Genomic DNA, 13,340 nt, shown 5'->3' on the forward strand with positions numbered 1-13,340 from the left:
GACCCGATGGGCTGACGCCCCACCCGCGCCCGCCCCGGACCTGATGGGCTGACGCCCCACCCCCGCCCGCCCGGCCCCGATCGGCTGACGCCCTCGCCGCCCGAGCCCGCCCCGGAGGGAAACCCGCTCCCCGCTCCCGCGGGAATCCGGTCTCCTCCCCGGGAGGGGAACCTGCTTCCCACCCCTCCCGTCCCATCGGCATGGACATCTGCCCGCACATCGGCACGAACGGGCGGCGAACGGCACTCGGTGCCCTGGCCTTGCTGCTCCTGACCTCCGCGTGCGCCACGCGGTCGGAGGGGGCCACGCCCGCTCCCGAGGATCCGGCCGCACAGGGTGCGCAGGCCGGAGCGCACCGGGACGCACCCCTGCTGGGGACGAAGTGGACCGTGACGGCACTGGGTGACACGGACGGCGGCGCCCGGCCGCTTCCCGAGGGGGCCAAGGCCTACCTCGTCCTGCGTGAGGACGGCACCTTCCAGGGCCGGCTCGGCTGCAACCACGCGTCCGCCGAGGCCACCGTGAGCGACGGACATATCACCCTCAGCCGGGCCAGGACCACCCGCATGATGTGCCAAGACTCACTCATGCGGACCGAGAAGACGCTGCTCGGACTCTTCGGCGGCACGGTCGCCTACCGGATCGATCATCGTGACATCGCTCTGACCAGTGCAAACGGCACGGTCGTCCGTGCGGTGGCCGACGAGTGATCCACTTCCGGTCCGCATCCCCAATTCGGACCAGTGGTCGATCTCGCCTACACTCGGTGCCGTGCCACGTGGTGACGGTCGACTCAATCATGATCTGCTCCCCGGTGAGAAAGGCCCCCAGGACGCTTGCGGCGTCTTCGGTGTCTGGGCTCCGGGCGAAGAGGTCGCCAAGCTCACTTACTTCGGGCTCTACGCCCTCCAGCATCGGGGTCAGGAATCCGCGGGAATCGCGGTCAGCAACGGCTCCCAGATCCTCGTCTTCAAGGACATGGGCCTCGTGTCCCAGGTCTTCGACGAGACCTCGCTCGGTTCGCTCCAGGGTCATATCGCGGTCGGTCACGCCCGCTACTCGACCACCGGTGCCTCCGTGTGGGAGAACGCCCAGCCGACGTTCCGTGCCACCGCGCACGGCTCGATCGCGCTCGGCCACAACGGCAACCTGGTCAACACGGCGCAGCTCGCCGAGATGGTCGCCGATCTCCCCAAGCAGGAAGGCCGCACCACCCGGGTGGCGGCCACCAACGACACCGACCTGCTCACCGCGCTCCTCGCGGCCCAGGTCGACGACGACGGCAAGCCGCTGACCATAGAAGAGGCGTCCGCCAGGATCCTCCCCCAGGTCAAGGGCGCCTTCTCGCTCGTCTTCATGAACGAGCACACGCTCTACGCCGCCCGTGACCCGCAGGGCATCCGCCCGCTGGTCCTCGGCCGTCTGGAGCGCGGCTGGGTGGTGGCCTCGGAGTCCGCGGCCCTCGACATCTGCGGCGCCAGCTTCGTGCGCGAGATCGAGCCGGGCGAGTTCGTCGCCATCGACGAGAACGGCCTGCGAACCTCTCGATTCGCGGAAGCGAAGCCCAAGGGCTGTGTCTTCGAGTACGTCTACCTGGCCCGTCCCGACACGGACATCGCCGGCCGGAACGTGTACCTCTCGCGTGTCGAGATGGGCCGCAGACTCGCCAAGGAAGCGCCGGTCGAGGCCGATCTGGTCATAGCGACCCCGGAGTCCGGGACGCCCGCGGCGATCGGTTACGCGGAGGCCTCCGGCATCCCGTTCGGCGCCGGCCTGGTCAAGAACGCCTATGTCGGCCGGACCTTCATCCAGCCCTCGCAGACGATCCGCCAGCTCGGAATCCGCCTGAAGCTGAATCCGCTCAAGGAAGTCATCAAGGGCAAGCGCCTGGTCGTCGTCGACGACTCGATCGTGCGCGGCAACACCCAGCGCGCGCTGGTCCGGATGCTCCGCGAGGCGGGTGCGGCCGAGGTCCACATCCGGATCTCCTCCCCGCCCGTGAAGTGGCCCTGCTTCTTCGGCATCGACTTCGCGACCCGCGCCGAGCTGATCGCGAACGGCATGACGATCGAGGAGATCGGCACCTCGCTGGGCGCCGACTCGCTCTCGTACATCTCCCTGGACGGGATGATCGAGGCCACCGCGATCGACAAGCCCAACCTGTGCCGCGCCTGCTTCGACGGCGAGTACCCGATGGAGCTTCCCGACCCCGAGCTGCTCGGCAAGCAGCTCCTGGAGACCGAGCTGGCCGCGGGTCCCGCAGCCACGGCCGCGGCTGACGCCATCCGTCGCCCGTAGCGCCGCAGAGCCCCGTTTCACCAACCCGAAAGATCCCAGGCAATGTCTGCTGTACCTGATCAGTCGACTTCGTCGACGGGCACTGCTTCCGGCGCGTCCTACGCGGCCGCCGGAGTCGACATCGAGGCGGGCGACCGCGCCGTCGAGCTCATGAAGGAGTGGGTGAAGAAGACGCAGCGCCCCGAGGTCCTCGGCGGCCTCGGCGGCTTCGCCGGCCTCTTCGACGCCTCCGCCCTCAAGCGCTTCGAGCGGCCGCTGCTCGCCTCCGCCACCGACGGCGTGGGCACCAAGGTCGACATCGCCCGCCAGCTGGGCGTGTACGACACCATCGGCCACGACCTCGTGGCGATGGTCATGGACGACATCGTGGTGTGCGGCGCGGAGCCGCTCTTCATGACCGACTACATCTGCGTGGGCAAGGTCCACCCGGAGCGGGTCGCGGCCATCGTGAAGGGCATCGCCGAGGGCTGTGTCCTCGCGGGCTGCGCCCTGGTGGGCGGCGAGACGGCCGAACACCCCGGTCTGCTCGGCCCGGACGACTTCGACGTCGCCGGCGCCGGTACGGGCGTGGTCGAGGCCGACCTGCTGCTCGGCCCGGATCGCATCCGTACGGGTGACGCGGTGATCGCCATGGCGGCCTCGGGACTTCACTCGAACGGGTACTCGCTCGTCCGGCACGTCCTCTTCGACCGGGCGAACCTGCGCCTGGACCAGCACGTCGAGGAGTTCGGCCGCACGCTCGGCGAGGAGCTCCTGGAGCCCACCAAGATCTACTCGCTGGACTGTCTGACGCTGACGAAGAGCGCCGAGGTGCACGCCTTCAGCCACATCACCGGCGGCGGTCTGGCGGCCAACCTGGCCCGGGTGATCCCGGACGGTCTGCACGCCGTGGTGGACCGCGGGACCTGGACCCCGGCACCGGTCTTCGACCTCGTCGGCAAGGCCGGCGACGTCGAGCGCCTGGAGCTGGAGAAGACGCTGAACATGGGCGTCGGCATGATGGCGATCGTCCCCGAGGAGTCCGCCGAGGTCGCCCTCGCCGTCCTCGCGGACCGCGGAGTGGACGCCTGGGTCGCCGGTGAGATCACCGAGCGCGGGGACCACGCGACGGGCGCCGCGCTCGTCGGCGACTACGCGAGCTGAGACGCGAACGGGGGCCGAGGCCGGCGGTCACGCCGGCCGAAGCCCCCGGAGCAGCACGAAACCCGGTCCGGCGATGAAGCCCGGACCGGGTGAGGTGCAGTCGCTACGAGAAATCCGCCAGGCGGGATCTGCCAGAAACCCGCGCCTGGAGATCCGCTACGAGAAGAGATCGCGGAAACTGCGAGGGACGCTGTTGCGTCAAGCGCCGCGACGTTGAGACTGGGGACCGGACTGGTCGTCCTCGTCCTCGTCGTCGTCGTTGTAGAGATCCGCGTACTGTGCGTACGGGTCGTCTTCCTCGTCGTCGTCCTCGAACGGCTCGCCATTCGGCGGCTGGCTCGAAGTCGAAGCGCCCAGCTCATTGGCCAGACGCGAGAGGTCAGTCCCGCCGCTGCTGTACTTCAGCTGGCGGGCGACCTTCGTCTGCTTGGCCTTTGCCCGGCCGCGCCCCATGGCTCGACCCCCTCGGATACGGGGCTCGACGGCCCCAGAGTCTTGACACGCGTTCATGATCTGGAACGGACTCTCCGTGGAGAGACCGGTCCGTAGGGCTTCCACGGTACCTGAGCCCGCGCCCATACGGTACGTCGCCCGCAGCACGCGCCTTCGCCCAGCCCCCGCGAGGTGCCCTGTCCTCGCTGGTCAACCGCGATTTTAACCTCTTCTTGGGCTACGACCCGCCGACGGACGTGAGAGTTCTCTCCCAGTCGTCCGCCGACGGGTCCCTGACAAGCGCCGAAGGCCCCCGAAAGGGTCAGTGGCCGCGTGCCTCCGCCATCCGCTGCTCGGCGATCCGGTCGGCCGCCGCGGCCGGCGGGATCCCGTCCTGCTTCGCACGTGCGAATATGGCCAGCGTGGTGTCGAAGATCTTCGTGGCCTTCGCCTTGCACCGGTCGAAGTCGAAGCCGTGGAGCTCGTCGGCCACCTGGATGACTCCGCCCGCGTTCACGACGTAGTCGGGGGCGTACAGGATCCCGCGGTCCGCGAGGTCCTTCTCCACACCCGGGTGCGCCAGCTGGTTGTTGGCCGCGCCGCACACGATCCGGGCCGTGAGCACGGGCACCGTCTCGTCGTTGAGCGCGCCGCCCAGGGCGCAGGGCGCGTAGATGTCGAGGCCCTCGGTGCGGATGAGGGTCTCGGTGTCCGCGACGGCCGTGACGCCCTCGGGGTGACGGTCCAGGATCCGCCGCACGGACTCGGCCCGCACGTCGGTGATCACGACCTCGGCGCCGTCCTCGCGCAGGTGGTCGACCAGGTGGTGGCCCACCTTGCCGACACCGGAGACACCGACCTTGCGGCCGCGCAGCGTCGGGTCGCCCCACAGGTGCTGCGCGGAGGCGCGCATGCCCTGGAAGACACCGAAGGCGGTCAGCACCGAGGAGTCGCCGGCGCCGCCGTTCTCCGGGGAGCGTCCGGTGGTCCACCGGCACTCGCGGGCCACGACGTCCATGTCGGCGACATAGGTGCCGACGTCGCACGCGGTCACGTACCGGCCGCCGAGCGAGGCGACGAACCGGCCGTAGGCGAGGAGCAGCTCCTCGGACTTGATCTGCTCCGGGTCGCCGATGATGACGGCCTTGCCGCCGCCGTGGTCGAGCCCGGCCAGGGCGTTCTTGTACGACATCCCGCGCGCGAGGTTGAGGGCGTCGGCGACGGCCTCCTGCTCGCTCGCGTACGGGTAGAAGCGCGTGCCGCCGAGGGCGGGGCCCAGTGCGGTGGAGTGGATCGCGATCACGGCCTTGAGGCCGCTGGCGCGGTCCTGGCAGAGCACGACTTGCTCATGACCGCCCTGATCCGAGTGGAACAGGGTGTGCAGTACATCAGCAGGCGCGCCGGTTACGTCGGTCACTGTGGTGACTCCCAGGTAATAAGCGGCGGTTGGGTCCGGCGCCCGTGCGGATGGCGGGCTCCGTGGGAATGAGATTAGAGCCTGTGCCGACCCGCCCCCGGCGCAGTGTTCAGGATCACCTACGGGCGGGGTACGGCCGTGGTTCGATTTGCATAGATTTCTGTTCAGGTTCTGAGTGGTTCTCGCTGGTTTTCCCGGTGGTCGACGGGGGAGGGAGCAGGCGTGCCCAAGGTGTCCGCGGTGAACGTCCCGTACACGTCGTATCTGCGGGTGTACGAGCCACTGGCCGCGTTCCCCGAGTCCGAGCGCGACCACTGGACGCGCTACGCCCGGCGCGCCGAGCGCCCCTCGTACCAGGACGAACTGCGCCGCTCGCTGGCCGATCTGCTGCCCACCCCGCCGGTCCCCGTGCCGGTGCACGAGAGCGGCGACGCGTTCGTCGCCGAGGTCGACGGGGTGGTGTGCGTCTGCCCCTGGCGCACCCGGCTGCGCGGCTGGCAGGCCCTGGGCGAACTGGGCGAGGACCTGCCCGCGTCCGTCCTGGACGCGGTGCTGCCGCCGCTGGTGCGCCGTCAGGCCGCGCTCGACTACGAACGCTGGCTGGCGCGCAACCCGGACGCCCGCCCCTGGATCCGCACCTCGACCTGGCAGGTGCCGCTGAACTGGTTCGTCCTCGTCACCGACGAGGAGCGGGAGTACGAGAAGGGGACGGGACCGGCCGGAGCGGCGCCGCTGCTGCGCTACCGGACCCCGATGGTGCAGGCGCGGCGGCGCACGGCGCGGGCCCTGCGCACGCTCCGGGACGCATTGGACGACGGCCCGCTCATCGAGGGCCTGGTGGACGTGGGGCGCTGGCTGGAGGAGTTCCATCCGCGCTCGCTGGTGGAACTGGACTACGGCGGGCTGGTGCACGCGCTGCCGGCCGGTGACCTGGAGGGCGACCACTCCGCCGCGGACGTGGCCGAGGGCATCGAGGCGCTGCGCACCGGGGACGGGGCGACCGCGGGCGAGGCGTACGGCCGGCTGGTGGAGCGCTGGCGGTCGGTCAGGGACCGGCGTTCGGCGAACTGAACCCGCCCCCGGGAGGCCCCGGGAGGGTGGTCCGCGCCGATCCGTTCAAGGTCGGTGCGAACACTTCGGCCCCGTGGTCCGTACACATGGTTCGGGTGGGACGGAAGGTGCTTCCGGGGCGCCTGCGCGGGTGTGATCTGCTTCTCACAGGATTCGGTCGAACTCGCGTATGGTCCTCGCACACTGAAGAACCCTCACGTCCGGGACGTAGGGCCCGATCCGGGCCAATACGTCAACGGGTGTCAAGCGTGACGGACGGCACTTACCCGGCTCTTGCATCGCTTCCCCCTCCTCGTGTCAAAATAGGACAAGGAGCCCGGGGGAGGGCTCCCTCCGCCCGCTTTTGGGGGGGAATCTCGGCATTGCACGCTTTTAGGACGTCTGGTGACTCCTGATCGCCCTGTGACTGATCGTCACAGTGGCGTGACTGTCCGCTATGGCATGGTCCATCGGCTTCCGTCGCTGATGAACACCTGGGAGGGCAATTCCATCGGTTTGGCCGACGCGGCTGGACGGATGGTGTAGTTGTAGTGCCGAGGACAAGCCGTTCGTCCTATAACCGACTCGACTCGCGTCCGCCATTTCGGGCAACGCGGGTCAAGGTGCAGAATTTAGAGGAAAGAACCGAGAAGGTTCGGTTCTCCCGAGGAGGCCGCTCATGACCGCTCGCACCCCTGATGCCGAGCCGCTGCTGACCCCCGCTGAGGTCGCCACGATGTTCCGCGTCGACCCCAAGACGGTCACGCGGTGGGCGAAGGCCGGCAAGCTCACGTCCATCCGCACGCTCGGAGGGCACCGTCGTTACCGCGAGGCTGAGGTCCGCGCACTGCTCGCGGGTATCCCGCAGCAGCGCAGCGAAGCCTGAGTCATTGCATAACCGGACAAATCAACGGATCCCCCAACCCGTCGAGGCGTCCACACCACAGCTCCAAGCGACGCGGGTTCTGCCCCAACAGAGCTCTCGCCCAAGCGTTACTGACACTTGAACAGGGTGCGTCGTAGATCGCGCTGGACTCCGCCGGGTCCAGCGCGATTTTTTTTGTGCGTTCCGCGCTCCCCGGAGGCGGGCCTGTGAGCGGCCTTGTCGGAGTCTGGGGGCGGGTGTCGGATCGACTGTGGAAGTCCTCGACAGGCGGTGCAATTGCACATATTAAATTGACTGGTTGTATGAGGGGGGTAAGTTCCACACTTCTGAAAACATATGCGGTGACTCCCGTCACATGCCACAGTCCTTGTCCGCCGAGAGCCTTCTGCGCTAGGGGAGTTGGGCTCGGCCGGGGGTCGTGTCGCACCGGGGCGCACACCGGGACGCGCTCGGGGTGGCCGTCGCGGGGCCGGCCCGGTCACGCCGACGAGGGGCTCTCGTCCTCCGGGGCGCCCTCGGCGTCCTGCTCGTCGTTCGGGACGGTCTCCATGGCCAGTCGTGCGAGCTGATGGCAGATCGGGCAGTGCCGCGTCAGATGGCGGTAGCCGGAGGCGGCCGCCAGATGGGCTCGGAGCAGAGCCCGGGTCTCGTGCCGGGCGGACACCGCCATACGCACCTCCAGAGGGCCGTCAGGGCGAGGGCCCTGGATTCCGGGGTACCGGCGGAATGTGACGCCGTCAAGGGACGCGAACGCGCCGCAGGGGCGCTCCTGGAGGGCTCCCGGCCGCCCGAAGCCGACGCGGAGCGTGCGCGGCCGCGAACCCCGCCGGCACGCTCACCCCAACGGGGCCGGTGGATGTACACGGACGGGCCGGTGGACGTGCGCGGACGGGCCGGAGGCCGCAGGCGAACGGGCCGGCAGGCGGGTCGCCGGGGCCCGGACAGACGAAAAGGCCCGGAGCTTTCGCTCCGGGCCTTTCTTCGTGCGGTCCTGACGGGATTTGAACCCGCGGCCTCCACCTTGACAGGGTGGCGAGCACTCCAAACTGCTCCACAGGACCTTGATTCGCAGCGAGTTGTTCCTGCGCTGCGAAAAGAACAGTACATGAGGTCAGCCCCCGGGTCGAACTCACCACCCGTGGGGCCGCCGTCACGGGGCGGCGGCGTCGATCGCCTTCACGATCCGCTTGTCGGAGACGGGGTACGCGGTGCCCAGCGCGTGGGCGAAATAGCTGACCCGCAGCTCCTCGATCATCCAGCGGATGTCCAGGACCGACGAGGGCACCGGCCGGCCCTGGGGCAGCTGCTCCAGGAGCCAGGCGTACTCGTCCTGCATCTCGTGGACCTTCTCCATGCGGCTGGTGTCCCGCTGGGCACCGGTCGGCATCTGCTGGAGACGGCGGTCCGCGGCGACCAGATAGCGCATCAGGTCCGGCAGCCGCCGCAGCCCCGTCGCCGTCACGAAACCGGGCTTCACCAGGGCGTCCAGCTGGGCCCGTACGTCCGCCAGGTTCGCCAGCAGGGTCGGGCTGCGGAGGGCCTTCAGACGGCGCTCGCAGGCCTGCCAGGCGGCGAGCACCTGCTGCACCTGCCCGACCGTACGCACGGTCGTGTCGACGATCTCGGCACGCACCTTGTCGTACAGCTTGCGGTAGGACTCCTCGTCCCACGCCGGGCCGCCGAAGTCCGCGATCAGCTTGTCCGCGGCGGCCATCGCGCAGTCGTCGAAGAGCGCCTGCACCGAACCGTGCGGGTTCGCGGACAGGGCGAGCTTCTGGGCGTTGGTGAGCTTGTCCGAGGCGAACTTGCCCGGGTTCACCGGGATGTTCCGCAGGATCAGCCGGCGGGTGCCCTTCCACATCGCCTCGGCCTGCTCGGCCTCCGTGTCGAAGAGCCGCACCGAGACGGTGTTCGCCTTCGGGCCGTCGTCGACCAGTGCCGGATACGCCTTCACCGGCTGGCCCGCCCGGCGCGTCTCGAAGACCCGGCGGAGCGGGCCGATCGTCCAGTCCGTCAGCCCCGAGCGTTCCAGCGACTCGCCGCCCTCGCGCTCCGCCGTCGCCGCGGCGGCCTGCGAGATCGCCTGGCGCGCCTTCGGCTTCAGCCGGAGCTTGAGGGCCTCCAGGTCCTTGTCCTCGGCCAGCTTGCGGCGCCGCTCGTCGACGATCCGGAACGTGACCTTCAGATGGTCCGGAAGCCGGGACCAGTCGAAGTCGTCGGCTGTCAGCGGTACCCCGACCATGCGCTTGAGCTCACGCGCCATGGTCAGCGTCAGCGGCTCCTGCAGCGGGACCGCCCGCTCCAGGAACTTCTGGGCGAAGTTCGGGGCCGGTACGTAGTTGCGCCGGATCGGCTTCGGCAGCGAACGGATCAGCTCCGTCACCACTTCCTCCCGCAGACCCGGGATCTGCCAGTCGAATCCCTCGTCCGTGACCTGGTTCAGCACCTGGAGCGGGATGTGGACGGTCACGCCGTCCGCGTCCGCGCCCGGCTCGAACTGGTAGGTCACCCGGAACTTCAGCCGCCCCTGCGCCCAGGAGTCGGGGTAGTCGTCCTTGGAGACCGCGCCCGCCCGGTCGTTGATGAGCATCGAGCGCTCGAAGTCGAGGAGTTCGGGCTCCTCGTGCCGCTTGTGCTTCCACCAGGAGTCGAAGTGCGCCCCGGACACGACGTGTTCGGGCACCCGCTGGTCGTAGAAGTCGTACAGGGTCTCGTCGTCCACCAGGATGTCCCGGCGCCGGGCCCTGTGCTCCAGCTCCTCGACCTCGGTGAGCAGCTTGCGGTTGTCCGCGAAGAACTTGTGGTGCGTGCGCCAGTCGCCCTCGACGAGCGCGTTGCGGATGAACAGCTCGCGGCTGGCCTCCGGGTCGATCCGCCCGTAGTTCACCTTCCGCTGCGCGACGATCGGCACGCCGTACAGCGTGACCTTCTCGTACGCCATCACGGCCGCCTGGTCCTTCTCCCAGTGCGGCTCGCTGTAGGTCCGCTTCAGGAGATGGCCGGCCAGCGGCTCCACCCACTCGGGCTCGACGCGGGCGTTGACGCGCGCCCAGAGCCGCGAGGTCTCCACCAGCTCCGCCGACATCACGAAACGCGGGGGCTTCTTGAACAGCGCCGAGCCCGGGAAGATCGCGAACTTGGCGTTCCGCGCGCCCAGGTACTCGTTCTTGCCCGAGCCGCGCCCGCTCTCCGAGCCGGTCTCCTTCACGTCCTTCATGCCGATGTGCGAGAGCAGACCGGCGAGCAGGGACACATGGACGCTCTGCTCGGGGGCGTCCTCCTCGTTCAGATGGATGCCCATCTGCCGGGCGACGGTCCGCAGCTGGCTGTAGATGTCCTGCCACTCGCGGATGCGCAGGAAGTTCAGGTACTCCTGCTTGCACATCCGGCGGAACGCGGACGAGCCCCGCTCCTTCTGCTGCTCCCGGATGTAGCGCCACAGGTTGAGGAAGGCCAGGAAGTCGGAGGTCTCGTCCTTGAAGCGGGCGTGCTGCTGGTCCGCCTGCGCCTGCTTGTCGGACGGCCGCTCGCGCGGGTCCTGGATGGAGAGCGCGGCCGCGATCACCATGACCTCGCGCGCGCAGCCGTTCTTGTCGGCCTCCAGGACCATCCGGGCGAGCCGGGGGTCCACGGGCAGCTGGGCGAGCTTGCGGCCGGTCTGCGTGAGCCGCTTGCGGACGTCCTTCTCCGCCGGGTCCAGCGCGTTCAGCTCCTGGAGGAGCTGGACGCCGTCGCGGATGTTGCGGTGGTCCGGCGGGTCGATGAAGGGGAACTTCTCGATGTCGCCCAGGCCGGCCGCGGTCATCTGCAGGATGACGGAGGCGAGGTTCGTGCGCAGGATCTCGGCGTCGGTGAACTCCGGCCGGGCGAGGAAGTCGTCCTCGGAGTACAGCCGGACGCAGATGCCGTCGGACGTACGGCCGCAGCGGCCCTTGCGCTGGTTGGCGCTGGCCTGAGAGACGGGCTCGATGGGCAGCCGCTGCACCTTCGTGCGGTGGCTGTAGCGGGAGATGCGCGCGGTGCCCGGGTCGATCACGTACTTGATGCCCGGGACGGTCAGGGAGGTCTCGGCGACGTTGGTCGCCAGAACGATCCTGCGCCCGGTGTGCGGCTGGAAGACGCGGTGCTGCTCGGCGTGCGAGAGCCGCGCGTACAGCGGCAGGACCTCGGTGAAGCGGTAGTTCTTCTTGTTCAGCGCGTCGGCCGTGTCGCGGATCTCCCGCTCGCCCGACAGGAAGACCAGGATGTCGCCCTTGCCCTCGGCCTGGAGCTCCTCGACGGCGTCGCAGATCGCGGTGATCTGGTCGCGGTCCGCGTCCTCGGAGTCCTCCTCGAGCAGCGGGCGGTAGCGCACCTCCACCGGATACGTCCGCCCGCTGACCTCGACGATCGGGGCGTCGCCGAAGTGCCGGGAGAAGCGCTCCGGGTCGATGGTCGCGGAGGTGATGACGACCTTGAGGTCCGGCCGCTTGGGCAGCAGCTGGGCCAGGTAGCCGAGCAGGAAGTCGATGTTGAGCGACCGCTCGTGCGCCTCGTCGATGATGATCGTGTCGTACGCGCGCAGCTCACGGTCCGTCTGGATCTCGGCGAGCAGGATGCCGTCCGTCATCAGCTTGACGAAGGTGGCGTCCGGGTTCACCTGGTCGGTGAAGCGGACCTTCCAGCCGACGGCCTCGCCGAGCGGGGTGTCCAGCTCCTCCGCGACGCGCTCGGCCACCGTGCGGGCGGCGATCCGTCGGGGCTGGGTGTGCCCGATCATGCCGCGCACGCCACGGCCCAGTTCGATGCAGATCTTCGGGATCTGGGTGGTCTTGCCGGAGCCGGTCTCACCGGCGACGATCACGACCTGGTGATCGCGGATGGCCGCCGCGATCTCGTCCTTCTTCTGGCTGACCGGAAGCTGCTCGGGATAGGTGACCGCGGGCACGCGGGCGCGGCGCTCGGCCGTGCGGGCCTCGCCCTTGGCCATCTCCGCCTCGATCTCGGCGAACACGGCGGAGCGGGCCTCGGGCTTGCGGATCTTGCGTGCGCCTTCGAGCCTGCGCCCGAGCCGGTGCGCGTCGCGCAGGGGCAGCTCGGCCAGGCGGGCGGCGAGATCGCCGAGGGCGGGGGCAGGGTGCGTAGACATACGCGATCCAGGATCTCATCCCGGGGAAATCCGTGGCGAACCCTTTTGCCGCGGCCGGCGGGGCGGGGTCAGGGGGCGCGCTGGGCGGGCGGCGCCGGAGCCTCGGCGGCGGGCGCCGTGGATCCGCTGCCGGCCTCGGGCGCGGGGTCCTTGGCGGCGGGGCGCGCGGGCTCCCGCCGGGGAGCCGAGCCGAGCGCGATGGACCGGGCGGTGTTGGAGACGGCTTTGATGCCCAGGTAGGCGGTGGTCATGCTGCTCACCGCGGTGAACGCGGCGGTGAGCACCCCGACGATCACGGCCTTGTCGCCGTCGAGCCGCCAGACCCCGAAGACCGCGACGCCGGCGATGGCGACATTGCTCATGACGACCGCGATCAGCCCGTAGCGCGCCCGGTCCTTCTCCAGCTCGGTGTCCCGCAGCGCGGCCGCGTCGTCCCGGCTCATGTCGTCCCCCCGAAGAAACCCGATTCGATCAGCCAGAGAAGCTAGCGCCACCGGCACCCGCTGCCAAGCGGACCGTCCCTATCCGGTCACGCCCCGTCGCCATCCGGCCAGGCCCGTTCCGGACCGGGGCACGTACGGCCGGCACCGGTCGCGTCTTGCCGGTGCCGGTCACGCCGGTCCCGGGAAACGACGAAACCCCCTCCGGATGACCCGGAGAGGGTTTCGTTCTTGTGGCTGGGGCCGGGGTCGAACCGGCGACCTATCGCTTTTCAGGCGATCGCTCGTACCAACTGAGCTACCCAGCCACGAGGCTTCCGGAGAAACCTCAGCGGTCCTGACGGGATTTGAACCCGCGGCCTCCACCTTGACAGGGTGGCGAGCACTCCAAACTGCTCCACAGGACCAAGCTTTTGTGTGCGAACAAGCGATGCAAGTGTCGCACACAGTGTTACGTGCCCCCAACGGGATTCGAACCCGTGCTACCGCCTTGAAAGGGCGGCGTCCTAGGCCGCTAGACGATGAGGGCTATCGGCCCGCCTGCGC

The 13,340-nt window shown here is 69.4% G+C and carries 10 protein-coding genes and 4 tRNA genes; 5 read left to right on the forward strand and 9 right to left on the reverse strand.

Translation table 11 applies throughout. The features are described from left to right. Nucleotides 1–200: 200 nt before the first annotated feature. The 3 genes from IO36_RS02160 (at nucleotide 201) to purM (ending at nucleotide 3,441) form a co-directional block, all read left to right on the forward strand. Nucleotides 201–710 carry an META domain-containing protein gene (locus IO36_RS02160; protein ID WP_051899896.1) on the forward strand — a complete coding sequence of 170 codons (510 nt, stop codon included), beginning with the start codon at nucleotides 201–203 and terminating at the stop codon, nucleotides 708–710. Nucleotides 711–771: 61 nt separating this feature from the next. Further along, on the forward strand, nucleotides 772–2,298 hold the full coding sequence (purF, locus tag IO36_RS02165) for an amidophosphoribosyltransferase (RefSeq protein ID WP_037615219.1): 1,527 nt from the start codon (nucleotides 772–774) through the stop codon (nucleotides 2,296–2,298). Nucleotides 2,299–2,340: 42 nt separating this feature from the next. Continuing rightward, on the forward strand, nucleotides 2,341–3,441 hold the full coding sequence (gene purM / locus IO36_RS02170; protein WP_037615221.1) for a phosphoribosylformylglycinamidine cyclo-ligase: 1,101 nt from the start codon (nucleotides 2,341–2,343) through the stop codon (nucleotides 3,439–3,441). A 198-nt stretch (nucleotides 3,442–3,639) separates the two neighbouring features. Here purM and IO36_RS02175 read toward each other — a convergent pair whose 3' ends face one another. Together IO36_RS02175 and IO36_RS02180 are read right to left on the reverse strand one after the other, a co-directional pair. Further along, nucleotides 3,640–3,894: a DUF3073 domain-containing protein gene (locus IO36_RS02175; protein ID WP_037615441.1), complete on the reverse strand. Its 255-nt coding sequence runs from the start codon at nucleotides 3,892–3,894 to the stop codon at nucleotides 3,640–3,642. 301 nt (nucleotides 3,895–4,195) lie between these two features. Next, nucleotides 4,196–5,290, reverse strand: a complete 1,095-nt coding sequence (locus IO36_RS02180) for a Leu/Phe/Val dehydrogenase (protein ID WP_037615222.1) — start codon at nucleotides 5,288–5,290, stop codon at nucleotides 4,196–4,198. Nucleotides 5,291–5,512: 222 nt separating this feature from the next. Here IO36_RS02180 and IO36_RS02185 point away from each other — a divergent pair, with 222 nt between their 5' ends. Both IO36_RS02185 and bldC read left to right on the forward strand, forming a co-directional pair. Beyond that, a complete protein-coding gene (locus IO36_RS02185) occupies nucleotides 5,513–6,361 on the forward strand; it encodes a DUF8083 family protein (protein WP_037615224.1) in 849 nt (282 codons plus the stop codon). 658 nt (nucleotides 6,362–7,019) lie between these two features. Next, nucleotides 7,020–7,226, forward strand: a complete 207-nt coding sequence (bldC, locus tag IO36_RS02190) for a developmental transcriptional regulator BldC (protein WP_003949541.1) — start codon at nucleotides 7,020–7,022, stop codon at nucleotides 7,224–7,226. Nucleotides 7,227–7,704: 478 nt separating this feature from the next. Here the strand turns inward: bldC and IO36_RS02195 are convergent, their stop codons facing one another. From IO36_RS02195 to IO36_RS02225, 7 genes are all read right to left on the reverse strand, one after another. Next, nucleotides 7,705–7,896 carry a DUF6274 family protein gene (locus IO36_RS02195; protein WP_037615229.1) on the reverse strand — a complete coding sequence of 64 codons (192 nt, stop codon included), beginning with the start codon at nucleotides 7,894–7,896 and terminating at the stop codon, nucleotides 7,705–7,707. Nucleotides 7,897–8,212: 316 nt separating this feature from the next. Then, a tRNA-Asp gene (locus IO36_RS02200) sits at nucleotides 8,213–8,287 on the reverse strand. Nucleotides 8,288–8,376: 89 nt separating this feature from the next. Then, nucleotides 8,377–12,354 carry an ATP-dependent RNA helicase HrpA gene (hrpA, locus tag IO36_RS02205; protein WP_037615231.1) on the reverse strand — a complete coding sequence of 1,326 codons (3,978 nt, stop codon included), beginning with the start codon at nucleotides 12,352–12,354 and terminating at the stop codon, nucleotides 8,377–8,379. 68 nt (nucleotides 12,355–12,422) lie between these two features. Beyond that, nucleotides 12,423–12,797 (reverse strand): hypothetical protein, encoded by a 375-nt coding sequence (locus IO36_RS45680; protein WP_051899899.1) that lies wholly within the window; start codon nucleotides 12,795–12,797, stop codon nucleotides 12,423–12,425. Between the two features lie 231 nt (nucleotides 12,798–13,028). After that, nucleotides 13,029–13,102 (reverse strand) — tRNA-Phe (locus tag IO36_RS02215). 24 nt (nucleotides 13,103–13,126) lie between these two features. Then, nucleotides 13,127–13,201: transfer RNA gene (locus tag IO36_RS02220), tRNA-Asp, on the reverse strand. 49 nt (nucleotides 13,202–13,250) lie between these two features. Further along, nucleotides 13,251–13,323 (reverse strand) — tRNA-Glu (locus IO36_RS02225). Nucleotides 13,324–13,340: the final 17 nt, after the last annotated feature.

Source organism: Streptomyces aureus (genome assembly GCF_000725495.1).
Taxonomy (GTDB): Bacteria; Actinomycetota; Actinomycetes; order Streptomycetales; family Streptomycetaceae; genus Streptomyces; species Streptomyces aureus_B.

Coding starts and splice junctions, on each gene's coding strand:
- IO36_RS02160 (WP_051899896.1), top strand. CDS start 201: ATGGACATCTGCCCGCACATCGGCACGAACGGGCGGCGAACGGCACTC.
- purM (WP_037615221.1), top strand. CDS start 2,341: ATGTCTGCTGTACCTGATCAGTCGACTTCGTCGACGGGCACTGCTTCC.
- IO36_RS02175 (WP_037615441.1), bottom strand. CDS start 3,894: ATGGGGCGCGGCCGGGCAAAGGCCAAGCAGACGAAGGTCGCCCGCCAG.
- bldC (WP_003949541.1), top strand. CDS start 7,020: ATGACCGCTCGCACCCCTGATGCCGAGCCGCTGCTGACCCCCGCTGAG.
- IO36_RS02195 (WP_037615229.1), bottom strand. CDS start 7,896: ATGGCGGTGTCCGCCCGGCACGAGACCCGGGCTCTGCTCCGAGCCCAT.
- hrpA (WP_037615231.1), bottom strand. CDS start 12,354: ATGTCTACGCACCCTGCCCCCGCCCTCGGCGATCTCGCCGCCCGCCTG.
- IO36_RS45680 (WP_051899899.1), bottom strand. CDS start 12,797: ATGAGCCGGGACGACGCGGCCGCGCTGCGGGACACCGAGCTGGAGAAG.